Here is a 26816-nt window from a genome sequence, read left to right as displayed (position 1 = left end):
AAAATAAAACTTTATGGAAACCATTAAATCAAAATTAGGAAAAGGAGGATTGGTTCTTGCTGCTATGGGAATTATGTCTATCGTGCTTTCAATTTTTAATTACAATATAAGGTTATTAGCATGGGTAGATGTTTGGGGAAATACTATGGGATGGGTAGTTAGATTTCTATTAATACTAGTTGGAGGATTGTTATATTTCTTTTTTGGAAATTATGAAGATGAATAAAGTGAAAAAGTAGCGGGAAAATGAATCAAAATGACTATGAAAAGGAAGAAATAAAAAGAATGTTTGATGTAAAACGCAGTCAGAAAAAAGTAATATCTAGTATTAGGTATCAAGTTCAACTTCTAGTATTAATTGTTGTACTAACTATAATAATTTTTTGTAGTGTTATGATAATATGGTCTTAAAATTGAATTTAAGTAATTAAAATAGGTACTAATAAATATGAAACATGAATATAAAAACCATTAAAAAAAGTATTTTTTTTGTTTTTTCAATTGGAGTTTCAATACTACTTATCTGGCTGGGTTTTTCTACCTTAAAAGAAAATTATTCAAGAGATCTAAAAAGTATTCATCAGCAAAAAGGGACTATAGAGCATACAAAGGTTGTTTTAAAAAGAACGAAGGCTACGGGTAAATATTCAATTTATTTTAATTTAAAAATTCTAAAAATAAAGTTGAATACTACGAATGAAGTTTTTTATAGTTATAATAACAATCAAAATTATGCCGAGTTAACAAGGAAGTTAAAAAAAGGTATAAAGGTTTTGGTGTATTATAAAAAATTAAACCAGGATGATGTAGCAAATAATGTATTGAAGTTGATATCTGAAGATGAAGTATTATTAACTCATGAAAGCTATAAAGCAAAAGAATATTTTGCAGGAATTGTTATGATGTTACTTGGCTTTTTATTACTACTATTGAGTGTTTTTTTACTAAAAAACTAAGAATTATAAATTGTAGTATTCAAAGTTAATAGCTTTTGTTACTTCGTTTAAAAAAGATACATTCAACCTATGAGGTATAAAATAATCATTATTGCATTTATTTATAGTTTTGTTTCTTATTCTCAAACAAATATTCCTTTTAAAAAAGGGAGTGTTCATAAAATTAAGGGGTTAGTTAGAGGTAACACTACGAATGATATTTTAACAGGAGTAGTTGTTGAGTTTATGAATGAACATAAAAAATGGATTGATACCAAGGTGTCAGATTTTGATGGTCAGTTTTTCTTTAAAGTTTGTTCAAATAAATTGATAAATAACACTCTTTTTATTAAAACTACTCAAGCTTTTTATAAACAAGAAATTTATAAATATGAAATAACTTCAGACACGGTACTGAAGATTAATATGGCCTTTGATAAAAAGAAGGTGTTTTCGAAAAAAGAGTTTGAAAAGTATAAAAACAACAAGCTTTATTTTGAATGTAGTATTAATGATGATTTTAATGAAATTGAATATTGGACGAATAAGAAAGTGTATCAACATTATTGTACTGGTGAGCAAAAAAAATATAAGAACATAATAGATGATAAAGAAGATTTTTCAGAATGGAATATTATTGATAAATCAATCATATCTTATCCTCCTGAGCAAATAAAATCCTTTAAGGTTAGTCGCCATACATTTATTGATAATATTCAGGTAACTCTTGATCCTGCTGAGTATATTTCAAACTATAAAGAATATACAAAAGTAGTTCAAGAAATGTTATTAAAAGCTGGCTGGAATGGTACAGGGAAAGTTAGATTACTTTGGATTCCAGCTTTTGTGTTAAAAAGAAAACTTCAAAATAAGCATACAAGAGGTGTTTTTATTTGGTATGTACAACAAAAGTTAGAGAATATGTCTTGGATGCTATCCCCAATTAAAATTGAAACAATTAGTGTTGATTAATTTTAACTTTTGTATGGCATTTCTTAAATTAGCTTTATGCAAGATTTTATTCAATTTATTAAACAATATGTTTTTCTTTCTGAAGAGGCAGAAAAGGCTATTACTAATGTTATTGTTAAAAAAAAATATAGCAAGAATGAGTTATTAGTAGAAGAAGGCAAAACATGTAAACATTTATATTTTTTATCTGAAGGAACTGTAAGAACGTACTTGTTTCAAAAGGGTAAAGATATTACGCATTGGATTTATCCGGAGCAATCAATATTTACTTCGTGGCATAGTTATATTTTAAAAAAACCTTCATTGGAGTATATTGAAGCTACTAGTGATATACTAGTTTTTGCAATTTCATATAATGATTGGCAAGAATTATATCAAAATTATCCAACTTTAGAGCGATTTGGACGTTTAATGATGGAGGAGCAGATAGCTATAATTGATGATTTTTATAAAGGGTATTATTTTTTAACAGCTAAAGAAAAGTATGAATTGTTAATTAATGTGTTTCCAAAAATTACTCAAATAGCAAATTTAGGTCATATTGCTTCTATGCTGGGAATTAGCCAAGAAACTCTTAGTAGAGTTAGGGGGAAATAAAAAAATCTTTCTTAATTATAAGAAAGATTTTATCTTGAAAAGAAGGTTTCATGCGTTAAAAAACTCTTACAACATTAAAACCAAATGAAATATCCCCTGTGCTCCAATCACCTTGTGCCTTAGTTAAAAAAGCACCATCATTACTACCTCTAGCATTTGAAAATAATAATTGGAATACATGTCCTCCTGTTTCAATATCAATTCCTAAAGTCAACGGATTGTTATATTTTGAATTTTCATGTTTACTGAAGTTATAAGCATACTCTAGGTTAATACTCATGCGTTTGCTAACTTTCATTCGACCTCCCAACCCAATTAATATCTGGTTATGTGTTCTAGCTCCAGTGAAGTTTAGGTCTTGTAAATTTTGACGAACAAATGAGGGAGCGATTTCTAAAGAAAGTTTTTTAGAAATTCTTCGAGAAACCAACAATTGAGTGGTATAAGTCATACGATCACCAAATTTTAAACTAGGGTAGTTAGCTTTTTTAATTTCTGAATTAATATCAGCACTTGCATATCCAACTATATTCAAAGGAAATTGATTTGATTGCTTTGTTAAACGAACTTTAGCAGTACCTGAATATGTTTTTTCAAAACTATCTCTACTGAAACTTAACTGAATTCCTTCCCAAAAACTATAGGCTAATTGTATTTTAGTATTTGCTTGATCTAATCCGAAAAAGTCATCAATTCCGTTTTTAAAAGTACCAAAACGATGTGACACAATTAAGTATAAATCTCCTTTATCGGCAATTTTAGTAGATTGTAAATTACCTATTTGCATGGCTTTAAATGCAGGTAAATCAAATTGTTTTGTGTTTTTAGTTTCGTTATTTAGTTCATTTAATAAATCATCTTGTGCTTGAGTTGTAATTGATAATAACGATAAAGTAATGATGATGATATATGTTATTTTAGTATGCATTGATTTAGTTTTAATTCGTCTAATAAATTATCGTATCCTATAACACGACCTTTGATTCGTACAACTTGATTTTCTTTTATAAGAGCAGCTTCTTTTGGATTTTTAAATTGACAATATATTTTATCATTTAATGTAATTCCTTCTTTATCAATAGAACTTACTTAACCAGTTAATACAGCTATTTTTGAATTCCAGTGGTTAAAGTTTTTGTTAGCTTTTTGTAAAAAAAATAATGAGCTTCCTTTAAAATTTGGTGTCAAACTTTCAATAGTTTTATGTGGTTTATAAATGTATTTATAAGAAGTAAATCCACACAAAGCAATAAAGAATAGTACTACTATTAATTTATTTTTTTTCAACCAACTCATAATTAATTATAATGTTTATTTGTTGGGCAATTTTTTTTCTAACAACACTAGGTATTTTAATTTCAAAATCTTGAGGGGTAATAGAAAAGTTACCTTTTATTAAAATTTTATGTTCCTTATAAATGGCGGTTACAAGTGTGTTAATTTCTTTTTTAATTCCACGGATTTCTATTGTTCCATTTAACAAAAATTCTTTTTTTGTACTTAATTTATTTAAAGAGAATTTTTCTATTTTTCCTCTAAATATAGCTTTCGGATACGTGTCACTATCCATATAATTTTCATTAAAATGCTCTTGCATTAAGGCAACTTTAAAATTAAAAGCATTAATAAATAGCTGAGCGGCAAAGTCTCCTGTGTTTATTTTTAAAATTGCTGTAGTACTATTGTTCGAAGCTTCTACAGGTTCAAAAGCATCAACTGAAGCCTTAAAATCTGTTTTTCCAGTTCTTGTAAAGTACTTTTGAGCATTAATAGTTTGACTTATTAATACAATTGTAAGTATGATTAGGTTTCTCATGTTAGAGTATGTTTTAGGGATGTTTTTATTATTCTAAATAACCATCGGTTCTCCATTTATCAATTAGTGCTCTTTTATCTGCTGTTAAAAGACCACTTTGTGGCATAGGATTAGCAGCATCGTTCATTCGTGCTATTAAAGTTCCATTTTGAGCTGAATTTTTTACTTGAATAAAGGTTTCTAAGATTAATCCGTTTCTTGGATTTACTGAACTATGACAGGTTAAACAGTTATTAAATATAATGGGTTGTATATCTTGTGTATAAGTTATGTTTCTTGTAATGGGAACTTGCCCAGCTAAAGGAATTTCTGCAGTTGTACAACTAATCATCATTATAGTTATGATTAATAGAGATACTATTTTTTTCATATTTTTAATTTTGAACATCAATATTGGTTACGTTTTCAATTTTATTTTCTAAAGGAAGTATTGTAACTTTTTTACTAATACTTAAAATATCTCCTTGATTTGGACTTCCGTCATCATTTTTATCAGCAATAACAGTTAAGTAATACTCTCCAGGATGCAGGTATGTAAATAAAAAATCATTTTCTTTATTTTCTAAACTTGGAAAATGTAGTAATGTGTTATAAGCATTCATGTTGGTGGTTAAATAGCCGTTAGCATTTGTTAAAGGGTCTCTAGATAGATACACTAACAAGTCAGTTTCACTAATTTGACTGTTTCTTGTTAAATTCACAGTTAACGTACCTAATCTAGGATGGTTAGTTATTTGATATGGATCTCCAGATTGTGGTGCTAATTCATATACATTATTATTTGTTTGTTGCGCTAAGAATGTTGCCGATTTTGCACTTTCTCCTCCTTGTTCTACGTATAGATTTTCAGGTTTAAACCCGTTTTTAAAATCTAAACCAGTATCAATAATATTTTGAGGGAAATTAGTAGCATTAGCCGCCGTTTGTGCTAATTCAATATGCATTTTTTTTCCTTTAAAAGTCATATGGCGAGATGGAATTCGATTCCCTAAATTGCTAGTATAAGAGTTAAAGTATAAGCTGTCGTTTTTAAAACGTAACTCAAAGTACATAATATTTTTACTACCAATAGCATCTACAAAACGATAGTATTTCCCTTCAGTATTTCTATTTTCAACCTTATCTAATACAAAATAACTTGTTCTATAAATACCACTTAATAGTCCTCCATTACGTGCCATTATTGTTCTAGTACCTTTATAGTTGGTTACAAAAAAAGAAGTAAATAAGTTACCTAATGAACCACCTTCATGAATACCGTGTATATGTGATTTAGAAATAGCTCTATAATCCCAGCCAAACCAGGGATAATCATCAGCAATAACTCGATTACTACCTACCCAATGGCCTTGCATTTTTTCAAGAAAGTCAAATCCATCGGTATTAATATTTGTAGGGATAACTTCTGTTAATGGATCTGGATTTGGTGTTGCTGTTCCTCCTCCAGTTATATCTCTAATTCCATCTTCACAATTTGTAAGAGAAAGAGTTATTAGTATCCCAAAAAGAATGTGTCTTTTTTTCATAATTTATTGTTTAGTATTATTTTCGTATCCAAATTTCAACTAGAGGCTTATTACTTATATAGCTAGTAACTTCTAATGTATCCTTGTGTTTAACTTTAATTTTTAAATTTTTAGAATTAGTTTTTGTAGCACCAGAAATAGCATCAACATATACCTCATTTTTATATTCTAAGTTTTTTAAAAAAATATCTTTATCAGTGTTTGTTTTTTTTAGTATAGTAGTGTCATCATTATAGTAAAGAACTTTACCTATAAGTTTTGTATGCTGTTTTTCTATCTTATAAATAGCTTTATAAAAAGTACTTTGAACTTTCCAGGTACCTAAAACTCGATGATCAATTTGAGAAGAACAGCTAATTAAAAAAAGGAATACACCAACTAGAGATTTTTTCATTTTTAATGCTTAATAATTACGAAGGCAAAATTGGGAAGCTTTCTAAACAATAATTTTGACTTATGTCAAAATCATCACAAAGAAGCGTTTTTGATATAAGTCAAAATAAAACAAATGACTATTGTATAATTTTGAACCAAATTTATTTAAGATGAAAAAATTAATGGTATGTTGGAATGTAGAAACACCAAAAGATTTAATGATAATATGTATAGTTTTTTCAATTACAGGCTCATCATCTATAGCCATTGGAAGACCAGTTTTAAAGTTATTAGGAATTACTTTAGATAATTTTAACCCGTTTATCTATTATCCACTTTTTGTGATTTCAAGCTTTGTGTTTTATCAAGTTTTTTTAGTGTTATTCGGTTGGGGTTTCGGGCAATTTAGTTTTTTTTGGAGTCTAGAAAAGAAGATGTTAAGAAGATTTGGTATCTCAATTTAAAATTTCTTTTTTATATTTAAGAATGAAACAATCTTTTAAATGGCGATCAATAGCAGCATTAATTTTAATGTACGTCGCTTTACTAATGAATTGGGAATGGGCATGGGGAATTTTATTCCTGTTTTGGGTGATTCCAGATCTATTTACAGGAATAACTTATTTTATTGAGCCTATATCAAAAAAAGAAAATACAGTGCTTTATTGGGTAATTATTAGTAGTTGGGTGTTAATGTCAATATATTCATTATCTACTTTGTTTATAGATTATAGTGAGTATTACTAGCAAAAGTATTTTTAATAAGCAGAAAATATTTTATAGGACTTATAAGGTGTAATTATTTTATAAAATTTAAAAAAATGAAACAGCTATTAATAATTTTAGTGTTCTCAATTGCTTGTGTTTCGTGTGCTCAAAGTAGTGATGAAATTATAGGCACTTGGAAAGTGAAAAATGACTATTACGAAGCAGTGTATGAAGTTGTTAAGTATAAAGGAAAATTCTTTGGAAAAATTCATTACTACAATGACGGAAAAGAAACATATAAAGGAAATAATAAAAAAGAGGACTATTTTTTAACAGGAGTTGAAAGAAAAGGAAAAAAGTATATAAAAGGGAAAATGTATTTACCAGGAGGAACTTATTATGAAGTTGTTATTACGTTAAAAAATAAAGATATACTAAAGGTATTAATGACGGTAGAAGGAGAACCTTATGAAGAGGTTTGGAGAAGGGTTATCAATAAATAATATGAGTAGAAGTATGGATTCACAACAAAAGAAAATGATGCATGTATTACCTGTAGAAGCTTATACATCTAAAGAGTGGTTTGATTTAGAAATGAAAACTTTATTTAGTACTACATGGCAATTTGCAGGTTTGGTAGAAGATGTGGCAAATCCGGGAGATTACATTGCTGTTCAAGCTGGATTAAATAATATTTTCATAGTTAAAGGTCGAGACCATCGACTCAGAGCTTTTCATAATATGTGTCGTCATAGAGGTACACAACTTTTACGTGCAGTAGGAGAAAATCAAAAAGCAATTACTTGTCCGTATCATGATTGGACATATGATTTAGAAGGGAAATTAATTAGTGTACCTAAAAAAGAAGAGGAGTTTCCATATTTATGCTCTAAAAAGTTACATGAATGTGATTTGAATTTGCATGAAGCTTCAGTTGATATTTTTAAAGGAATGTTATTTGTACATCCAGAAAAGAATGCTCAGAATATACTAGAGTTTTTTGGAGAAGTAACACCATATTTAGGGCCACATATACCTGAAGAATTAGTAGAGTATCAAGAAAAAGAAGGGGAGGCATTTTACACTAAAGAGATACATGCAAACTGGAAAATTATTGTTGAAAACTATATAGATCACTACCATTTGGCTCATTTACATGAAGGAACACTAAATATGTATGACCATGCAAAAGCAGAATTTGGTTGGAAAGGACCCCATTATTGGTTTTATGAACCTTTGGTTACAGAGTATTTAGCAGATGTAGATAATGCATCACCACAGCCATTAATAAGTAGTGTGCCAAGAGAAAAAATTGGAGCTTATGTGCCTTGGTTGTTCCCTAATATAGGAATTACTGAAGGGGAAGCAGCATGGAATACTTTTCATGCAATACCATTAGCTGCAGATAAAACATTGGTTGTAATTAGATCTAAAATGGAAAATGCTAGTGAATGGGAGTTTACCAAACAATATACTAGGTCTTCCATGAGCAAAGTTTGGTTAAAATATGGAAATAAAGGGAAGTACGAAGGAGATCCAAGCGATCCAATGGCTTCTGGAGATTTTATGAAAGAAGACGTATATGCTTGTGAGCAACAGCAAAAATCTTTAAAATCGCCAATGTTTAGTTTAGGAGCAAGGGCCAAAAGAGGAGAATATGCAGTTATGCGTTTTCAAGAAGAGGTTAAGAAATGGATGAATAATCACGGAGCAAATGTTTAAAAACGTATTATGGGTAAAGTGTATTCATTAAAAATTATCGACTTGAAAGAAGAAACTAAAAATTCAGTTTTAATTACTTTCAAAATACCAAATGAATTATATAGTGTGTTTAAATATGATCCAGGACAATATATTACGTTACAATTTAATCTAAAAGGACAGCAAATTCGTCGTTCATATTCATTATGTAGCTCGCCTTTTATTAGTGAGTATTTACAAATTTGTATAAAACGTGTTAAGGATGGTTTGGTTTCAAACCATATAAATGATACTCTTAAAAAAGGAGACTATGTAGAAGTTTTACCTCCTGAAGGATATTTTTTAGCAAAGGTGAATAAAGATAATTATAAAACATATTATTTATTTGCGGCAGGTAGTGGAATTACACCTATTATTTCTATTTTAAAAACGGTATTGCATACAGAAGAAAGGAGCTATGTATATATGATATATGGTAATACAAATCAAGAAACTATTATGTTTCGAGAAGAGTTAAAATTACTTGAAGAAAAATATAAAAATAGATTTGTATTAATACAAACATTAAGTAGACCAAAAAGTAGTTGGAGTGATTTATGGAAAGTATCTGATAAAACTTATAGAAAAGGAAGAGTCGATGCTACATGTATAAATTGGTTTATAAATACATACCCACCTTATGCACAAAATACTGAATATTATGTTTGTGGTCCTGGAAAAATGATAGATAATACTGTAAAAACGTTAGAGGGTATGGATGTTCCTTTCAATAGAATATTTATTGAAAGTTTTGGAGGAGCAATTATGAATAACGAAATAGAAACTACTACAGAAGCTAACTTAATAGTTAATTTAAAAGGTGAAAAAAATGAAATTATTATTCCTAAAGGAAAAACTGTTTTAAGAGCCTTGTTAGATGAAAATTATTCACCACCATACTCATGTGAAGGAGGGGTTTGTGCTACTTGTAAATGTAAAGTAATTAAAGGAAAAGTAGCTATGTTAAAAAATTTAGCATTAACAGAACAAGAAGTAGAAAATGGTTATGTACTAAGTTGTCAAAGTTATCCATTAACAAGTAATATTGAGATCATTTATAACTAGAATTGTTTTGTTTTAGTAGAGTAAATGTTTTACAAAGTAAAATAAGTAATAAAAAAAGCTGCGTCTTTTTTTAGCCTCCGCGTCTATAAATAAATCAAAGATTTATTTTTGTAATTATGAATACTGAAATTATACATGTTTGGAATACGATGAATGATCGATTAACTAATTTTGTTAATGGAAAAGTTAAAGATACCGAGCTTACAAAAGATATTGTTCAAGATGTTTTTTTAAAGGTGTTTACAAAGTTTGAAACCTTGAAAAATAAAGAAAAACTAATAGCTTGGATTTATCAAATTACACGTAATGAAATAGTTTCTCACTTTAGAAAGTTGAAGTACAATGAATCTTCTGATAATATAGATTCAGAAGATTTACATGAAGACACTCTTACTTCAGAGTTAACTAGTTGTTTAAGCCCATTCATAAATTCACTACCTGATAAATATAAGCAGGCTATTATTTTAGCAGATATTGAAAATATACCTCAGAAAGAAATTGCTAAACTATTAAATATCTCATATTCGGGAACAAAATCAAGAGTACAACGGGGAAGAGAAATGCTAAAGTCTGCTTATGAAGATTGCTGTATAATCTCTACAGATGTGTATGGAGATGTTATTGATTACAAGGAAAAAAAGTGTAAAAAAAAATGTGATTAACTATTTTTTGCGTCCTTTTTTCTAGCTGACGTCTATAGAGTGAAAATTAAATAAAAACACTTTAAATAAAATATAGTATGTCACAAGAAATTAAAGAACACGTAAAAGAAGCGTATACAAGGGTTGCAAATTCTGGAGCAGGTTGTGGTTGTGGACCAACATCATGTGGATCGCCAGCTCAAGATTGGACATTAAGTGAAAGTTATGAAACTGTTGAAGGGTATGAAGCTGATGCAGATTATGCATTAGGATGTGGAATTCCAACTGAGTATGCAAAAATAAAAGAAGGTGATACTGTTTTAGATTTAGGTTCTGGTGCAGGAAATGATGTTTTTGTAGCTAGAAGGCTTGTAGGAGATTCTGGATATGTAATAGGAGTTGATATGACGGAGGCAATGATCGAAAAAGCTAATGAGAATAAACAAAAACTTGAGTACACTAATATCGATTTTATATTAGGAGAAATTGAAAATTTACCTCTTAAAGATAATAGTATTGATGTTACAGTGAGTAACTGTGTATTAAACTTAGTTCCAGATAAAAAGAAAGCATATGAGGAAGTATATCGTGTTTTAAAACCAGGAAGTCATTTTAGCATGTCAGATATTGTTTTAAGAGGAACTTTGCCAAAAGGAATAATGGAAGCTGCTGAAATGTATGCGGGATGTATTTCTGGAGCATTAAAGGAAGAAGAGTATATACAAGCAATAAAGGACGCTGGCTTTAAAAATATTACTATAACAAAAGAACGGATTGTAGATATGCCAGATGAGGTGTTATTAAATTATGTATGCTGTCCTGAAGAACTCGAAAAATTTAAGGAAAGTGATAATGCCGTAATTAGCTTAGGTGTTTATGCTGAAAAATAGTTTTTAGAATCATTTTGATAAGAAAAATTGCTTCATAATTGTATGAAGCATTTTTTTTTGCGTCTTTTTTTTACTGTGACGTCTATAGGTAGAAAATAACCTTAAAATTAAAAATAATGAACAAATCAAACAGAACAAATTGTTGTACACCAAACGAAGAATTAAAAGATAATACTGATTGTTGCACTTCCCAAAATAGAAACGTAAGTATGAAACAAAAAATAGGTTTGTTTATATTGGGTTTAGCATTAATTTTTGCTTTAAATACAGCTTTTAAAGAAGTAGTGACGGATAACGATGCATGTAAAACTACTGAAGGATTAGTAACAATTTCTATTAATGATTTTGCATGGATAAAAACAAATAAAAAGGTTGTTTATATTGTTCTAAAGGGAAACGATAGCAGTCAGAATAAGAAAACTATTTCTAAAGTAAGTAATACAGTTAACGAGTTAAATGAAACTGAAAGTTCTGCTGATTTATTAGTTTTAGAATCAAACACTTCCAATTACAATGATATTGTATCAAAATTAAAAATAGAAGAAATACCATCAATTGCTGTTGTAGGAAAAAGTACTTCAATTATAAAAGCAATAAATGTAAACTCTATAAAATTAATTAGAGCATATGATACAGCTATAGTTACTAGTGCGACTTGTTCAACTAGTGAAAAAAATAGTTGTATAGAATCAAGTAAAGTTTCGTGTGATAGTAATCAAAGAGCTACCTGTTCACCAAAACAAACAGCTACTTGTAATGGTTTAAAAAAATCAAATTAGAAAGTATGCTAGAAAATTTACAACAATGGACAAGTGGTATTATTGAAAATCAATTAAACTCACCATTTTTTTTTATAGCTGTTTTTATACTGGGACTTTTAGCAGCAGTTGGTTCTGCTTGTAATGTTGGTGTTTTGGCAGTAATTACAAGTTATGCAGGTTCAGAAACTAGTACAAAAAGTAAAACCTCACATTTTAAAACAGGTTTTTCTTTTTTAGTAGGTAATATTATTTCTTTATCATTAGTAGGTGCTTTAACAGGTTTAATAAGTACATCTATAGGGAAAATGGTTGGTCAATATTGGACAATATTAGCAGGTGTTTTAATAGTGTATTTAGGATTAATGAGTTTAGGGATGCTTCCTTTTAGTTTAAAAGTAGGATCAAAAGTATCGAATAGAGTTTCAAAACTAGCAAATAAAAGTTTTTTGTTTGGTTTACTTTTAGGTGGTTTTGCCACGGCATGTTCTGTTGGTTGTAGCCCAATATTTCCAATTATACTAGGAACATCCTATTTACAAGGTAGTTTGTTTCTAAGTTGGTTTACTTTATTTGTGTTTGCTATTGGTTATAGTATTCCTCTTGGAGCTTTATTAATTGGTTTCGGTTTTGGGTTCAATAAATTTTCAAATCAATTATTAAAAAATAAACATATTATAAGTCAAATTTCCGGTATTTCAATGATTATACTAGGATTCGGGTTGTTAATAGGTTGGTTTTAAAAGGTTAACAATAAAAAATAATCATGAGTATTTTTAAAACAAGTGTTATAATAATTTTTTCATTTGCTTTTTCTATAGGTGTTTATAGTCAGAACTCTATTTTGTCTACCATTCATAATATAGAGCCTGTAAAGAATCATTACAAAGAGTTAAAGAAATTAAGTAATAATAAGCGTACTAAATTCGCGTGGATGGATGCCATAGTGTATCCTACAGATAATTATTTAAATTTTATATTAGTTTATGCATTAAATAAACCATATTATTTAAGTTCGAGTCAAATAGATTTTATTATGAATTCTGTAAATTTTCCAGCAAATAGTTCGGAGCAAACTAGGGCAGAATTAGATTTTTTACTTGATTTACAAAAAAATAGAACTAATAAGCAAGTAGTACGAGTAATGAAACTTGCAAAAATTGGATATTGGCCTCATAAAAATTATACTAAAACAGATGATAGATATGAGAATAATTTAAAAGATTTATTTTTTATGATACGAGAAATTGCTGGTAAGAGATATGATGCTAAGAGTTTACCAAGTACCTCAAAATTATTAAAAGGAATAATGAATGATGCACGATTATTAGAATTTATATTAAAGTTTAATAAAATTAGAGCTAGGCCATATCATCTTGATTCAAATATAAAACCATTACAAGAAATTCCAACGCCTTCATTTGCTAGCGGGCACACATTATGGGCATACATACAAGCATACGCATTAAGTGAATTGATACCAAAAAAAAGAGAAGAGTTTATATCTTTAGCTTATGAGGTTGGTTTATCTCGAGAAATAATGGGAGTACACTTTCCAAGTGATGATGAAACTGCTAGGCAAATAGCACATAGAATGTTATTGCTAATGTGGAATACAAGTACGTTTCAAAAAGATTTCAAAGCAGCTAAAGCTGAGTGGAGAAAATAATAAATTAAAAGAAAAAAATGAGTCAATTTGATAGTATACATTCGGTGAAAAATAATTTTGCAAAAAATAATCCTGCTTATTTAAAGGGGATGTTTGGAAGAACAGAAGTGATGCCTTTGTGGATAGCGGACATGGATTTTGAAATAGCAAAACCAATACAAGAAGCTCTTCAGAAGTTGGTAACAAGAAATATTTATGCTTATGAGTTTAATACAGGAGATGTTTTCAAAGCAATTTCCGATTGGAACTTTAAGCGTCATCAATTAGATTTAAATCCAAAATCATTTGTTCAAGTTTCAGGTGTACTAACTGGAATAGGTGTTTTAATAAGAGAATTATCTAAAAAAGGTGATAGTATTATGGTACAAACACCTGTTTATCATCAGTTTTTTAAAGTTATTGAATCTGCAGGTAGAAAAGTAGTAAGAAATAAGTTAAAGGTTATTGATGGTCGTTATGAAATGGATTTTGAAGATATAGAGCGTAAGTTTAAAACATTAAATATTAAGTCTATGATACTATGTAATCCTCATAATCCTGTAGGTAGAGTATGGAGTAAAGAAGAATTACAAAAGTTGGTAAATTTAGCAAATGAGTATAATGTAACTATTATTAGTGATGAAATTCATTCAGATATAGTGTATTTAGCATCAAAATTTAATAGTATAGCTTCTATAAATAATAGTGAGAACCATATTGCAGTTATTGGTTCACCAGCTAAAACATTTGGTATGCAAAGTATTTCTAATGGTTATTTGTATATATCTAATGATAATTTCAAAAAACAAGTAAAAACAACAGTAGAATCTTTATACTTGGATCATGGAAATATACTTTCAGCAAATGCAACAATAGCAGCTTATACAAAAGGTGAAAAATGGTTAGATGATTTATTAGTTTATCTTGAAACAACTATGAATTGGATTGAAAACTATCTACAAAAGGAGTTGCCAGAAGTTGTTATGTATAAACCCGAGGGAACATATCAAGTATGGTTAGATTTTAGTAGGTTGAAATTATCAGATAAAGCTCTAAAACATGTAATTGTTAATCAAGCCAAATTAGCTTTAACACCTGGAGATTGGTTTGAAGGAAGTCATACACAATTTATGCGAATGAATATTGCTTCACCTTTGTCAAAAATTAAACAAGCATTTAATCAGTTAAAGCAAGCATTGAATGAAGGGATAGATTGTTCTTTCAATGAAGAAGAACCTACTGACAATTGTTGTTCTTGCTAATAGATTAATTTAAGTTTTTTTAGATTTTACAAAAAGTAGTTAATTATTTAGTTAACTACTTTTTTCAGATATAATTTATTGGATATTATTACTAATATCTTAATAATGATTTTTGTTTTTAATATTAAAAAAAAGAAAAAATAAGATAATGCTATTAAAAAAAAGATATATTTAGGGTAAGTAATTTTTAAATTATAACAATAACACCATGCAGAAAACTTTTTTATTAATATTGATATTTTTATTTTCAATAGGACAAAGTATTTCACAAAACTCAACAGAAGAGTTAATTCAAAAATTAGAAAATACTTCAGATAAAAAAAAGCAATTAGAAATTTTAGATGATATAACTAAAATATTAGTAAAGAAGAATTCTAAAAAGAAACTTACCTACCTGAACAAATATGTTTTTTTAGCAAAAGAATTGAAATTATATGATGCCGCTGCACAAAAATCTCGTTCAATTATTCAACATTATACAAATCAAGGAAAACTAGATTCAACAAAGTACATTGTTGATAAAATGCTTACGGATAAAGATAAGTTTACAAAAAAAATTACTGAAGCACATTTACTATTAAAAAGGGCAAGTTATTTTTTTAATACAGATCAATATGAAAAGGCAATACTTGATTATAATACATCTGGAGACATTTTTCTTAAAGAAAAAGATACATTATACACAGCAGATGCAAGGTATTTTGCTGGTCAGGTTTATAATGAAATAGATGATTTTTTAAACGCAGTTAAGTATTATGAAAAAGCATATCAACTGTATGATATTGTTGGAGATAAAGATTATAAAAATATAGTTATAAGTGAGTTATCAGCTTTATATTCAAAAAATGGATTTCATGATAAATCATTAATAGAACGAAAAAAGAACCTAAAAAATGCAAAAAAAGGGAGAAATTATAAATTTATAGGCTTTGCGTATGGAGATTTAGCTAAATCATATTCTGAAAATAAGAATTATGAATTGATGAATCGCTACATAGATTCAACTACTTTTTGTTTGGATAGTATGAAGTATAAATCAGAAAAAAACCTAGTAAAACTTTTTATTAATAATTTAAGAATAGACTATAGTTTAGAAAAGAAAGATGTTAAAAGCGCTGAAATATATTTAAAAAAATGTAAAGAAATAGCAAGAAAAACAAGTGCTCAAAATTATTTTTTAAATAATTTATTGCCTTATGAAGCAAAAATTTTCTTTTTAAAAAATCAATATGCAAAAGCGGAAACAGTTCTTAAAAAAGTATTAAGTCTAAAAGAAAATGAAGGTAAAGACAAACTAATTAAATTAGCTGAAAAAGAAATAGCTGAAGTGTATGCTGCAAAAAATAATTATAAAAAAGCATTTACTCATTTAGAAGCATATTTAAAATTAGATAAAAAAAGTAATAACCTTGTAAAAAATAATACTTTTTTATATTATCAATCGCAATTTGAAACACAACGAAAAGATAATGAAATTTTAAAACAAGAAATAGCTATTAAGTTACTAGAAAAAGATAAAGAATTAGTAGCTAGTAAACGAAAAATGTTTTTAGTTATTTTTATATCAATAATTCTAGCGTTGGCTAGTATATTATATTTTGTTTGGAAAAGAGGAAAATTAAAAAGAAAAGCGCTGGCAAAGAAATTAGCCAAAAACAAAAAATCATTAGAAGAGTTTACAAATCAATTATTAGAGAAAAGAAGAGTTCAAGAATTGTTAACAAAAGAAATAGAACGATTGAATGAAGAAATAGGAGAAATAAATTCTTCAGAAGATATTCAAAACCTAACTTCTGTTAAAATTCTAACCAATGAAGATTGGTATACTTTTAAAGAAAAGTTTATTAATGTATACCCAAGTTTTTTTAGAGAAATTAAACAAAAAGGATATTCTTTAACAAAAGCAGAAGAACGTTTATTAGCATTAGAAAAACTATTTTTAGATACAAATCAAATAGCAAGTATGTTAGCCATTTCTAATGATAGTGTGACTAAAAGTAGATCTAGATTAAGAAAAAAAATTAATGCGCCTAAAGGTATTTCTATCCTGAATTATTTAGAAGCATCATAATTTTTTACACAATATTTTTATTATCATAAAATTTATTGATCAAAAGTAATTTTATAGTTACCTGTTAAAACCCTTGTAAATCAAGGGTTTTTTGTTTTTGTCCGTTTTTTGTCCTTTCGATTTTTTGAGTAATTAGAAGCAAATTCATTTTTTTGAATTCGATTTTAATTATCAATAAATTATGAAAATAAGATTACTTATAACTTTAATTTTTTGTAGTGCATTTATATCATTACATGCACAAATTATCAAAAAAAAACATAAAATAAGGTTTACTAAAGTTGATGAAAAGCAAGGGAAAAGTTCTCCTTTAAGTTTATTATCATCAAAACTAAAACCAGTATTTGGAACTGAATTTAGAAAAGTAAAAAGTAAAACAGATAAAAAGAATTTTAGACACACAACTTATCAGCAATACTATAATGGTGTTAAAGTAGAGTTTGGAAAAGTAAAGTTTCATGAACAAAACGGATTAATTAAATCTTATAGTGGTGCATATTATAATACAAAAACTATAAGTACATCTCCTAAAATTTCTAAACGGTTAGCAGTTTCTAATGTAAAAAAATTTATAGGTAGTGAAAAAGTTTTTTGGTTAGATGAACAAGGAATTTCAAAAACTAATATCCCAAGTATTGAATTAATTATACTACCTAGAAGAAAAGATGGTGTATTACAATTAGCATATAAAATCGGTATTGGTAGTTCTGAAGGAGAACTAAAAATGGGGTATGTATATATAGACGCACAAACTGGGGTTATTTTGAAGTTTAAAAGCCAAGTGTTTTTTTGCTTTGAAGAAAATAAAAATATTATAACCCCTCATAAAGAAAATAAAACAAATTCAAAAGCTCTACTAGTTTCAGGGTCGGGAGTTACGGCATATTCTGGAACAAAAAAATATAGAAACAACTTTTGATGGAACTAATTATACTCTATATGATCAAACACGTGCTAACACAGGTAGATCAAAAAATACTGGATCTGGTCAAAGAAATGGAATTATAACGGTAAATTTTAATAATCATGATAACTTAGCAGATCATAACTCAAATTATGTAACTGATTTTACTGATACAGATAATAATTGGACTGCAGCAGAAATGAGTTCAAATGAAGATCAGTATGCTTTAGATGCACATTGGGGAGCGCAAGTTGTTTATGATTACTGGAAAAATGAGCAAGGTAGGAATAGTTACGATGATGCAGATGGTGCTATAGCTTCTTATATACATTATGACACAAATTATACAAATGCTGGTTGGGTTGCACAAACTGATAATCAGGGCTTTATGGTTTATGGTGATGGAGGTGGTTCTTTTACGCCATTAACAACATTAGACGTAGTAGCTCATGAAATAGGGCATGGAGTGAATAATGCAACCTCTAATTTAGATTATGAATTAGAGTCGGGTGCTTTAAATGAAGGGTTATCAGATATTTGGGCTATGGTAATTGAAAATTATTCAAATACTAATTATGGTACATCAAAAGATATTTCATTAATAAACGAAGAGAATGGGGGTGGTGCTTTTCGTTCAATGTCTAATCCAAATACTTATGGTCAGCCAGATACTTATGGAGGAACTTATTGGTATGATGTAAGTTCTTGTACACCAGACGGTACAAATAATGATTATTGTGGTGTTCATACAAATAGTGGTGTATTAAACTATTGGTTTTGGTTATTATCTCAAGGTGGTTCAGGAACTAACGACATAGGAAATAGTTTTAATGTTTCAGGAATAGGAATAACGAAAGCAGCTGCAATTACTTATAGAATGCAAGAGGTTTATTTAACAGCTACTAGTGATTTTGAAGATGCAAGAGACGCAGCAATACAAGCAGCACAAGATTTATATGGGTATTGTGCTACAGAAGAAGAAGCGGTTACGAATGCTTTTTATGCAGTTGGAATAGGTACTGAATTTAGTGGTAATAAACCTGTAATAACAACAGATACCTCAGATCAAACAGTATGTGCTGATGAAATAGCAACATTTACAGCCGAAGCAGATGAAGCAGATAGCATGATTTGGCAAAACGATGCCAGTGGAAGTTGGGCAGATTTGAGTAATGATGATGCATATTCAGGAGTAGGAACGAATACGTTAACCATTACTAATCCAACAGAAGCATTAGATGGGGTGCGTTTTAGATTATTGTTTTCTAATAATTGTGGTACTACTTCAACAACTAATAATAGATATCTTAACGTAAAAACATTACCAAATGTAACAAGTGTAACTTCTAGTGGGGCTGGTTGTTCAAGTGATGCAGATGGTTCGTTAACTGTAAATTTTGATGAAGTTTCAGGATTAAATAATATTGAATTTAGTATTGATGGAGGTACTACTTATCCTTATAATTATGATAATACCTCAAAATCACAAACTATATCAGATTTAGCAGCAGGAAATTATAATGTATGGGTAAGAAGAGGAGGAGATGATTGTCCAAGAGAAGTAGGAACCTATACTGTAGCTACAGTAGCTACAATTACTGCTACAGTAGATGGTATTATTGAACCAGATATCGCTGAAATTGATGGGATTATACAGGTTAGTTATCCTAATGAAGCAGCACAAACCAGTATTAAATTTAGTGTAGATGGTGGAATTTCATATCCTTATGTATTTGACGACAGTATTGGTAGTGGTGAATTAACAGGATTGGCTGCAGATACTTATGAAGTTTGGGCAACATTTGGAGATGAATCTTGTGCTAAAAAAATAGGGAATTATACGCTAAATGAAATAGCTTATACACAAATACCAGATACTAATTTTGAGAGAGCATTGTATAATTTGAGTTATGATAATTATTTAGGAGATAATAAAGTTCCAACATCGTTAATTAGTGGTGTTACTTCTTTAAATGTTCGTGTAGAAAATATTGAAGATTTAACAGGGATTGAAGATTTTACAGCGCTTGAAACTCTTTTTGCTGATAATAATGATTTAACAACTATAGATGTTAGTAGTAATACTGCGCTTAAAGAGTTAATCGTATATAACAATGCTGATTTAGTATCATTTAAAGTAGCAGATGCATCTATTATTACAAGACTAACACTTTCAAATTGTAATTTATCTGGAGATTATGATTTCTCAGCATATACTGCTTTAACAAATTTTACTGTTCAAGGAAACGACTTAACAGGTTTAAATATTAAAAACGGAAATAACGCTAATTTCACTTACTTCCATGCAGGAGGAAATTCAAATTTGGAGTGTATTATTGTAGATGAGGTAGATTTTAGTACAACTACTTGGACCAATAATGGTGGCGCTAGTTATAGTAGTACATATTGTAATTATACAAAGATATCAGATGCTAATTTTGAAGCAGCTTTAGAAACTTTAGGGCTTGATGATATTTCGAGTGATGGGCAAGTTCCAACTGCTTTAATAGAAGTGGTTACTAGTTTAGATGTCTCTAATGAAGGTATCACTGATTTAACAGGAATCCAGGATTTTGTAGCACTAGAATCATTAAAATTGAATAATAATAGCTTAACCTCCTTAGAGATATCGAATCTTATAAATTTGAAAACGCTTTGGGCAGCTAGTGGAAATATTTTTAGTACAATAGATGTGAGTAATAATATTGCACTAGAAGACTTTAGATTACGACAATATTCAGGAACTACAATAGATTTATCAGCAAATACTGCTTTAACCCGTTTTAACTGTACAAGTTGTGATTTGTTAACTGTAGATACAAGTGCCAATGTAAATTTAAGTGCTCTTGATTTATGGAATTCTGAGATTACATCATTAGATTTAAGTTTAAATATAAATCTCGCAACATTAGATGTATATTCAACTAACCTCACAGTATTAGATTTATCTAATAATACATTATTAACGAAGTTAATAGCTAATGATATAACAACTTTATCAAGTTTAAATATTCAAAATGGTGCAAATACTAGTATTACAGGTTTTAACACATCAGGAACTCCAGTAAGTTGTATTCGTGTAGATGATCCTGAATGGAGTGCTATCAATTGGACTAATATAGATGAAGCTTCTAGTTTTGGTTTATACTGTGATAATTATACACTTATACCAGACGCAAATTTTGAAGCCGCTCTAGAAACCTTAGGTTATGATGATATTTCGAATGACGGACAAGTACCAACTGCTTTAATAGAAGTAGTAACAGGTTTAGATATAAGTAGTCAGTCGATTTCAGATATAACAGGTATTGCAGATTTTACAGCCTTAATAGATTTAGATGTAAATAATAATACTTTAACAAGTTTAGATGTAAGTAATAACGAAAATTTAGAAACGGTAAATTTTGATAATAATGACGTAGCTACTTTATCCTTAGGAACAAATACAGTATTAAGTGAAGTATCAGGAAGGTATAATCAATTAACAAGTGTATCTGTAAGTGCAAATACAGGTTTAACAAATTTGAATTTAAGAAATAATAGCTTTAGTACTGTTGATGTATCAGCAAATACAATTCTTAGAACGCTTAACCTAAATCAAACCGGTATTACAAGTTTAGACGTAACTAATAATCCAGATTTAGCCTATTTATATATAAGCGGTAATTCACTATCAAGTTTGGATATTTCACAAAATCCGTTGTTAGAAAATATAAATTTAACGGATAGTAATTTAACAACGATAGATGTATTTAATCAAACAGTTTTAAGAATATTAAGACTTTCGGGAAATAATTTAACCGAATTAGACCTTACTACAAACGTTGCCTTAACCCAACTTGAATGTGCAGATAATAATTTAAGTTTATTAAACTTTAAAAACGGATTTAATCAAAATATAACAGATTTTGATGTTGCAGGTAATGCTAGTTTAACTTGTGTTTTGGTTGATGATTTAAACAAAGATTATACCTTTTGGACTAAAGATATTACAACAAATTTTAGCGATACCTATTGTGTTTATACAGCGATACCAGATGCTAATTTTGAAACAGCATTATATAATTTAGGGTATGATGATATTGCTGGTGATGGGCAAGTGCCAACAAAACTTATTGAAGTAGTAACCTTGTTAGATGTACGTAATAAAAGTATTTCAGATATAACAGGTATTGCAGATTTTACAGCTTTAGTAGAGTTAAATATTTCGGATAATAGTATTCTTAATGTTGATATCAGTAATAATATTTTATTAGAAGAATTGTTTATTGAAGACAATGAACTTTCTAGTATTGATGTTTCTAAAAATACGGCTTTAAAAGAATTAGATTTAGATGAGAATGCAATAACAACTCTTGATGTATCACAAAACACAGCATTAACATTATTAGATTTAAGCGATAATGAATTAACGAGTTTAGATGTTACTAATAATACAGCCTTAACCTTTCTTGCCTTTGAAAGAAATAATGTTACAGGGTTTATTGATTTAAGTAGTCATACACAATTGGTCGTACTAGCTTTTGAGGAAAATGATATTACAGGGTTAAATGTAAAAAACGGTAACAATACTAATGTTACGTATTATAATTCATCAGGAAATTCAAACTTAAGTTGTATTGTAGTAGATGATCTTGATAATGATTACAGTACATGGATAAAAGATTTCATAGCATCTTTTACAGATACCTATTGTCGTTATACAGCGATACCAGATGCTAATTTTGAAGCTGCTTTATCAAGTTATGATGATGTATCAAATGACGGACAAGTACCAACAGCCTTAATTGAAAATGTAGCTAATTTGAATTTAACATTAAAATCTATTGCTGATTTAACAGGAATACAAGATTTTACCGCATTAAAAAAATTAAGCTGTGAATTTAATAATCTAACAAGTATAGATGTTTCAAACAACGTACTTTTAGAAGAATTATATGTTAGTGCCAACAATATATCAACTCTTGATATTTCAAATAACACAGCTTTAAAAAAACTAGGAGCAAATACGACTAATATCTCCAATCTAGACTTAACTAATAATGTAGTCTTAGAAGAGTTAAGTGCATTTACCAATGCTAACCTAAGCAGTTTAGATGTAAGTAATAATCCTTTGCTAAATCGATTAATTGTAAGTAGTACAAATATTAGTTCTTTAGATGTATCAAATAATCCATTACTAACTGAATTACAAGTACACGATACGGGGCTTACAAGTATTGATTTAAGTAACAATACAGCTATAGTACAACTACGCATCAATCAAACTCCAATAGAAGATTTAGATGTAAGCACACTTAACAGTTTACGTATTTTAAATTGTGCTGAAACCAATTTATATAACTTAAACATTCAGAATGGTAGTAATACATTGATAAGCGAATTTGATGCCACTGAAAATCCTAATTTAACCTGTATTCTGGTAGACGATGTAGCTTATAGTAATAGTAATACTATTTGGGAAGATAATGTAGATGCAGGAGTGACATTTAACGAAGGAGCTTATTGTCGTTACACAAGTATACCAGACGCTAATTTTGAAGACGCTTTAGAAGCTTTAGGCTATGATGATATTTCGGGAGACGGAAAGGTTCCCTCTTATTTAATTGAAGAATTAGAAAGTTTAGATGTTGAAAGTAAAAGTATTTCAGACTTAACAGGTATAGAAGATTTCCGTGCCTTGAAAACTTTAGATGTAGGTTACAACTCACTTAGTACGATAGATCTTACAAATAATACTGAGTTAAGACAATTAATTGTAAGAAGTAATAATTTTACAACTATAGACCTTTCAAAAAATACATTATTGGTTGGGTTTAAAGCTGAAAGTTGCAGATTAACTAGTTTAGACATCACTAAAAATACAGATTTAAGAGTATTATGGGTTACTGGTAATGATTTAACAAGCCTAGATCTAAGTAATAACATAGCATTAACCTCTTTTTGGGGAAATGATAATGACTTTACTACATTAGATTTAAGTAATAATCCAGCATTAACTTCCTTTAGAGCAAACAATAATAATTTAAGTTCTTTAAACCTTCAAAATGGAGCTAATACAAACAATACAGGTGGTACAAACTTTCAGTTAGTAGGGAATGAAGATTTAGGTTGTGTTTTAGTAGATGATGCAGAGTATTCAGTAATCAATTGGTTATTGATAGATGGTGATGTAAACTTTAGTGATACAGATTGTAATTATACATTAATACCAGATGCTAATTTTGAAGCACGTTTAGAAGCCTTAGGATATGATGATATTTCTGGAGACGGAAAAGTACCAACACGATTCATTGAAGGAGTAACCAACTTAAATGTTTCAAACCAAGATATAGCGAATTTAACAGGTTTAGAAGATTTTGAAGCTTTAGAAGTTTTAGTTAGTGCTAACAATGCTTCACTTACTTCTGTAGACCTTTCTAACAATACAAATCTATTATCACTGAGTGCATTTAATTGCGGATTAACAAGCTTAGATATTTCAAACAATACTAGTTTACAAAGTTTACTTGTATACGGAAATAAATTAACGGTTTTAGATGTTTCACTAAACACTCAGTTGATAAGTTTAGATCTTTTAGCAAATAATCTAACAAGTTTAGATGTTACCAATAATTTGTTATTACAAACCTTATATATTGATGAGAATGAAATCTCAAGTTTAGATTTGAGTAATAATACTGCATTAACAATATTCTCATGTCAGAATAATAGCAACTTAAGTTACCTAGATGTTAGAAACGGAAATAATACCAATATAACTTCGTTTAAAGCAGCTAATAATGAGAACTTAACATGTGTTTTAGTTGATGATTTAACCAATAACGATTATAGTTTATGGACTAAGGACACTACAACATCTTTTTCAGATACCTATTGCCGTTATACGGCTATACCAGATGCCAATTTTGAAGCGCGTTTAGAAGCTTTAGGTTTTGACGATGTTAATGGAGACGGACAAGTACCAACAGTATTAATTGAAGTGGTTACTAGTTTAGATATAAAAAATCAAGGAATTACTGATGTAACAGGAATAGCAGATTTTACTGCTTTAGAAACTTTTAATTGTAACTTAAACAATATAGCTGTTTTAGATGTTAGTAATAATGTAAATCTAGTAGCATTACAATGTACTGCAAATTCAATAACAAGTTTAAATTTAACGAATAATACACAGTTAACAGAGTTAAATTGTAGAGGTACAGATATTACATCTTTAGACGTGACCAATAATACGTTATTAAAAAGGTTAATATGTTTTGATACAGATATTACAACGCTAGACTTGTCAAAAAATCTATTATTAGAACAATTATATTGTTACAAAACTAACTTAACGAGTTTAAATCTTTCTAAAAATATAGGGCTAAAATTACTTGAGGTTAATAATAGTAATTTAGAAAGTTTAAATATTAAAAATGGTAGCAATACAAGTATAACTAGTTTTGATGCAACAGGAAACGCAGATTTAACCTGTATTTTGGTAGATGATTTAACCAATGATTATACCACATGGGCAAAAGACGATACTACAGTATTTTCAGATACTTATTGCCGTTATACAGCCATACCAGATGCTAATTTTGAAGCAAGGTTATATAGTTTAGGTTTTGATGATATTAATAATGACGGACAAGTACCTACAGCACTTATTGAAACTATTATATCAATAAGTTTTCATGGACAATCGATTAGCAATTTAACAGGAATTGAAGATTTTACAGCCATAGAAAAATTATATGTGTCTAACAATTCACTATCCACATTAGATTTAAGTAGTAATCTTAATTTAAAAGTGTTAGATGTGTCAGATAATACAAATCTAACATCATTTAATGTAACAAATAATGTAGCTTTAGAAGAGGTTTTTGCAAATAATAGTGGATTAACAACTGTTGATTTTAGTAATAATAGAGTATTAAAAATCTTAACGATTTATAATAATAATCTAACAGCTTTAGATCTTGGTAATAATGTAAACCTTGAAAGCATACAATGTCAAAATAATTCCATAACGAGTTTAGATTTTAGTTTAAATATAGCATTAACATTTATAGAAGTATCTAATAATGCATTAACCAGTTTAAATGTTAAAAATGGTACTAATGCTGATATTACTGTACTTAATGCCAGAAATAATTCTGAATTAACATGTATTCTAGTAGATAGTCAAACGTATAGTGATACCTATTGGAGTTTAGGAAAAGGTGATTCGGCAAGTTTTAACGAAGTATCATGTAGTGCTACTTTATTATTAGCCGCAAATGCCTATTTACAAGGTGCCTTTACAGATGCAAATTTAGGAGAAGAAACTTTAATGCGCGATGATTTAAGAATTTCAGATTTAATACCAACCACGAGTCCGTATTCAGATGCATTAACCTGTGAAAGTACTGTCTTTGATGTTACAGGAGAAAACGCCATAGTAGATTGGATTTGGGTTGAATTAAGAGATGCTACAGATACAAGTATTATTATAGATCAACAATCTGCATTATTACAACGAGATGGAGATATTGTAACTATAGATGGCGTTTCAAATGTATTATTTGAACAAACCGAAGGCGATTATTATATTGTAATAAATCATCGTAATCACTTAGCTATTCAAAGTGCTTCAGTTGTTAGCTTATCTACAACAATAACCAACATAAACTTTAGTAGCACAACAACTACAGTTTCTGGAGGAACAAATGCTTTAATAAGTATGGATGAAGGCATTTATGCAATACCATCAGGAGATTATGATAGTAATGGTCAAATACAAACGATTGATGCAAGTAATGTAATTTCAATTTTAGGGTCTTCAGGATATCATAAAGCTGATATGGATATGAATAGTCAGGTACAAACTACAGATGTTGATAATATTATAAATAAAAACGTAGGAAAAGGTCAACAATTTTAA

At 28.8% G+C, this 26816-nt stretch carries 24 protein-coding genes; 18 read left to right on the top strand and 6 right to left on the bottom strand.

Annotation, left to right across the window (positions count from 1 at the left end; translation table 11 throughout):
- Positions 1 to 13: 13 nt before the first annotated feature.
- The 4 genes from BLV71_RS16230 to BLV71_RS16215 all read left to right on the top strand — a co-directional run bounded on the left by BLV71_RS16230 (position 14) and on the right by BLV71_RS16215 (position 2504).
- The gene (locus tag BLV71_RS16230; RefSeq protein WP_093871561.1) at positions 14 to 226 is read left to right on the top strand and encodes a hypothetical protein; all 213 of its coding nucleotides are present in this window, start codon (positions 14 to 16) and stop codon (positions 224 to 226) included.
- A 229-nt stretch (positions 227 to 455) separates the two neighbouring features.
- On the top strand, positions 456 to 956 hold the full coding sequence (locus BLV71_RS16225) for a hypothetical protein (RefSeq protein WP_093871560.1): 501 nt from the start codon (positions 456 to 458) through the stop codon (positions 954 to 956).
- A gap of 69 nt (positions 957 to 1025) precedes the next feature.
- Positions 1026 to 1907: a hypothetical protein gene (locus tag BLV71_RS16220; protein WP_093871559.1), complete on the top strand. Its 882-nt coding sequence runs from the start codon at positions 1026 to 1028 to the stop codon at positions 1905 to 1907.
- 36 nt (positions 1908 to 1943) lie between these two features.
- Positions 1944 to 2504, top strand: a complete 561-nt coding sequence (locus tag BLV71_RS16215; protein ID WP_093871558.1) for a Crp/Fnr family transcriptional regulator — start codon at positions 1944 to 1946, stop codon at positions 2502 to 2504.
- Between the two features lie 55 nt (positions 2505 to 2559).
- On the opposite strand, the gene BLV71_RS16210 is transcribed toward BLV71_RS16215, so the two are convergent.
- The 6 genes from BLV71_RS16210 to BLV71_RS16185 form a co-directional block, all read right to left on the bottom strand.
- Positions 2560 to 3432 carry a DUF5777 family beta-barrel protein gene (locus tag BLV71_RS16210; protein ID WP_255405243.1) on the bottom strand — a complete coding sequence of 291 codons (873 nt, stop codon included), beginning with the start codon at positions 3430 to 3432 and terminating at the stop codon, positions 2560 to 2562.
- Positions 3433 to 3593: 161 nt separating this feature from the next.
- The gene (locus tag BLV71_RS16205; RefSeq protein ID WP_093871557.1) at positions 3594 to 3800 is read right to left on the bottom strand and encodes a hypothetical protein; all 207 of its coding nucleotides are present in this window, start codon (positions 3798 to 3800) and stop codon (positions 3594 to 3596) included.
- Positions 3778 to 4320, bottom strand: coding sequence for a YceI family protein (locus BLV71_RS16200; RefSeq protein WP_093871556.1), 543 nt, complete (start codon positions 4318 to 4320; stop codon positions 3778 to 3780). The genes BLV71_RS16205 and BLV71_RS16200 overlap by 23 nt, the downstream gene beginning before the upstream one ends.
- Before the next feature lie 28 nt (positions 4321 to 4348).
- Entirely contained in the window at positions 4349 to 4690 is a 342-nt protein-coding gene (locus tag BLV71_RS16195) for a hypothetical protein (RefSeq protein ID WP_143032808.1), read from the bottom strand.
- A gap of 4 nt (positions 4691 to 4694) precedes the next feature.
- Complete coding sequence (locus BLV71_RS16190) at positions 4695 to 5846, bottom strand: hypothetical protein (protein WP_093871554.1); 1152 nt, start codon at positions 5844 to 5846, stop codon at positions 4695 to 4697.
- Between the two features lie 16 nt (positions 5847 to 5862).
- Positions 5863 to 6240, bottom strand: coding sequence for a DUF2147 domain-containing protein (locus BLV71_RS16185; protein ID WP_093871553.1), 378 nt, complete (start codon positions 6238 to 6240; stop codon positions 5863 to 5865).
- A 151-nt stretch (positions 6241 to 6391) separates the two neighbouring features.
- Between BLV71_RS16185 and BLV71_RS16180 the strand changes: the two genes are divergently transcribed.
- The 14 genes from BLV71_RS16180 (at position 6392) to BLV71_RS16115 (ending at position 26816) form a co-directional block, all read left to right on the top strand.
- The gene (locus BLV71_RS16180; protein WP_093871552.1) at positions 6392 to 6685 is read left to right on the top strand and encodes a DUF6787 family protein; all 294 of its coding nucleotides are present in this window, start codon (positions 6392 to 6394) and stop codon (positions 6683 to 6685) included.
- Between the two features lie 22 nt (positions 6686 to 6707).
- Positions 6708 to 6968, top strand: coding sequence for a hypothetical protein (locus tag BLV71_RS16175; protein WP_143032807.1), 261 nt, complete (start codon positions 6708 to 6710; stop codon positions 6966 to 6968).
- A 74-nt stretch (positions 6969 to 7042) separates the two neighbouring features.
- The gene (locus BLV71_RS16170) at positions 7043 to 7432 is read left to right on the top strand and encodes a DUF2147 domain-containing protein (protein ID WP_093871550.1); all 390 of its coding nucleotides are present in this window, start codon (positions 7043 to 7045) and stop codon (positions 7430 to 7432) included.
- On the top strand, positions 7398 to 8651 hold the full coding sequence (locus tag BLV71_RS16165) for an aromatic ring-hydroxylating oxygenase subunit alpha (protein ID WP_218131776.1): 1254 nt from the start codon (positions 7398 to 7400) through the stop codon (positions 8649 to 8651). Before BLV71_RS16170 ends, BLV71_RS16165 begins: the two co-directional genes overlap by 35 nt.
- Positions 8652 to 8660: 9 nt before the next feature.
- Positions 8661 to 9734, top strand: coding sequence for a 2Fe-2S iron-sulfur cluster-binding protein (locus tag BLV71_RS16160; RefSeq protein ID WP_093871549.1), 1074 nt, complete (start codon positions 8661 to 8663; stop codon positions 9732 to 9734).
- 116 nt (positions 9735 to 9850) lie between these two features.
- Entirely contained in the window at positions 9851 to 10396 is a 546-nt protein-coding gene (gene sigZ / locus BLV71_RS16155; RefSeq protein WP_093871548.1) for an RNA polymerase sigma factor SigZ, read from the top strand.
- Between the two features lie 77 nt (positions 10397 to 10473).
- Positions 10474 to 11265, top strand: a complete 792-nt coding sequence (gene arsM / locus BLV71_RS16150; protein ID WP_093871547.1) for an arsenite methyltransferase — start codon at positions 10474 to 10476, stop codon at positions 11263 to 11265.
- Between the two features lie 116 nt (positions 11266 to 11381).
- A complete protein-coding gene (locus BLV71_RS16145; RefSeq protein WP_143032806.1) occupies positions 11382 to 12044 on the top strand; it encodes a hypothetical protein in 663 nt (220 codons plus the stop codon).
- Positions 12045 to 12049: 5 nt separating this feature from the next.
- Positions 12050 to 12766 (top strand): cytochrome c biogenesis protein CcdA, encoded by a 717-nt coding sequence (locus tag BLV71_RS16140; RefSeq protein WP_093871545.1) that lies wholly within the window; start codon positions 12050 to 12052, stop codon positions 12764 to 12766.
- Between the two features lie 23 nt (positions 12767 to 12789).
- Positions 12790 to 13692, top strand: coding sequence for a phosphatase PAP2 family protein (locus tag BLV71_RS16135; protein WP_093871544.1), 903 nt, complete (start codon positions 12790 to 12792; stop codon positions 13690 to 13692).
- Positions 13693 to 13709: 17 nt separating this feature from the next.
- Positions 13710 to 14933, top strand: a complete 1224-nt coding sequence (locus BLV71_RS16130) for a MalY/PatB family protein (RefSeq protein WP_093871543.1) — start codon at positions 13710 to 13712, stop codon at positions 14931 to 14933.
- 208 nt (positions 14934 to 15141) lie between these two features.
- Positions 15142 to 17004 (top strand): tetratricopeptide repeat protein, encoded by a 1863-nt coding sequence (locus tag BLV71_RS16125; protein ID WP_093871542.1) that lies wholly within the window; start codon positions 15142 to 15144, stop codon positions 17002 to 17004.
- A 181-nt stretch (positions 17005 to 17185) separates the two neighbouring features.
- Positions 17186 to 17923 carry a hypothetical protein gene (locus BLV71_RS16120; RefSeq protein WP_093871541.1) on the top strand — a complete coding sequence of 246 codons (738 nt, stop codon included), beginning with the start codon at positions 17186 to 17188 and terminating at the stop codon, positions 17921 to 17923.
- The gene (locus tag BLV71_RS16115) at positions 17889 to 26816 is read left to right on the top strand and encodes a M4 family metallopeptidase (protein ID WP_369813939.1); all 8928 of its coding nucleotides are present in this window, start codon (positions 17889 to 17891) and stop codon (positions 26814 to 26816) included. Before BLV71_RS16120 ends, BLV71_RS16115 begins: the two co-directional genes overlap by 35 nt.

The sequence above is a fragment of the Tenacibaculum sp. MAR_2010_89 genome, assembly GCF_900105985.1.
Lineage (GTDB): Bacteria > Bacteroidota > Bacteroidia > Flavobacteriales > Flavobacteriaceae > Polaribacter > Polaribacter halocynthiae.
This window is presented reverse-complemented; position numbering and strand designations above follow the sequence as displayed.

Bases quoted from the DNA above. Each gene is read 5' to 3' on its own strand.
- BLV71_RS16215 (WP_093871558.1), top strand. From the start codon at position 1,944: ATGCAAGATTTTATTCAATTTATTAAACAATATGTTTTTCTTTCTGAA.
- BLV71_RS16140 (WP_093871545.1), top strand. From the start codon at position 12,050: ATGCTAGAAAATTTACAACAATGGACAAGTGGTATTATTGAAAATCAA.
- BLV71_RS16205 (WP_093871557.1), bottom strand. From the start codon at position 3,800: ATGAGTTGGTTGAAAAAAAATAAATTAATAGTAGTACTATTCTTTATT.
- BLV71_RS16220 (WP_093871559.1), top strand. From the start codon at position 1,026: ATGAGGTATAAAATAATCATTATTGCATTTATTTATAGTTTTGTTTCT.
- BLV71_RS16130 (WP_093871543.1), top strand. From the start codon at position 13,710: ATGAGTCAATTTGATAGTATACATTCGGTGAAAAATAATTTTGCAAAA.
- BLV71_RS16180 (WP_093871552.1), top strand. From the start codon at position 6,392: ATGAAAAAATTAATGGTATGTTGGAATGTAGAAACACCAAAAGATTTA.
- BLV71_RS16160 (WP_093871549.1), top strand. From the start codon at position 8,661: ATGGGTAAAGTGTATTCATTAAAAATTATCGACTTGAAAGAAGAAACT.
- BLV71_RS16200 (WP_093871556.1), bottom strand. From the start codon at position 4,320: ATGAGAAACCTAATCATACTTACAATTGTATTAATAAGTCAAACTATT.
- BLV71_RS16175 (WP_143032807.1), top strand. From the start codon at position 6,708: ATGAAACAATCTTTTAAATGGCGATCAATAGCAGCATTAATTTTAATG.
- BLV71_RS16125 (WP_093871542.1), top strand. From the start codon at position 15,142: ATGCAGAAAACTTTTTTATTAATATTGATATTTTTATTTTCAATAGGA.
- BLV71_RS16225 (WP_093871560.1), top strand. From the start codon at position 456: ATGAATATAAAAACCATTAAAAAAAGTATTTTTTTTGTTTTTTCAATT.
- BLV71_RS16185 (WP_093871553.1), bottom strand. From the start codon at position 6,240: ATGAAAAAATCTCTAGTTGGTGTATTCCTTTTTTTAATTAGCTGTTCT.
- BLV71_RS16190 (WP_093871554.1), bottom strand. From the start codon at position 5,846: ATGAAAAAAAGACACATTCTTTTTGGGATACTAATAACTCTTTCTCTT.
- sigZ (WP_093871548.1), top strand. From the start codon at position 9,851: ATGAATACTGAAATTATACATGTTTGGAATACGATGAATGATCGATTA.
- BLV71_RS16170 (WP_093871550.1), top strand. From the start codon at position 7,043: ATGAAACAGCTATTAATAATTTTAGTGTTCTCAATTGCTTGTGTTTCG.
- BLV71_RS16230 (WP_093871561.1), top strand. From the start codon at position 14: ATGGAAACCATTAAATCAAAATTAGGAAAAGGAGGATTGGTTCTTGCT.
- BLV71_RS16165 (WP_218131776.1), top strand. From the start codon at position 7,398: ATGAAGAGGTTTGGAGAAGGGTTATCAATAAATAATATGAGTAGAAGT.
- BLV71_RS16120 (WP_093871541.1), top strand. From the start codon at position 17,186: ATGAAAATAAGATTACTTATAACTTTAATTTTTTGTAGTGCATTTATA.
- arsM (WP_093871547.1), top strand. From the start codon at position 10,474: ATGTCACAAGAAATTAAAGAACACGTAAAAGAAGCGTATACAAGGGTT.
- BLV71_RS16145 (WP_143032806.1), top strand. From the start codon at position 11,382: ATGAACAAATCAAACAGAACAAATTGTTGTACACCAAACGAAGAATTA.
- BLV71_RS16195 (WP_143032808.1), bottom strand. From the start codon at position 4,690: ATGAAAAAAATAGTATCTCTATTAATCATAACTATAATGATGATTAGT.
- BLV71_RS16135 (WP_093871544.1), top strand. From the start codon at position 12,790: ATGAGTATTTTTAAAACAAGTGTTATAATAATTTTTTCATTTGCTTTT.
- BLV71_RS16210 (WP_255405243.1), bottom strand. From the start codon at position 3,432: ATGCATACTAAAATAACATATATCATCATCATTACTTTATCGTTATTA.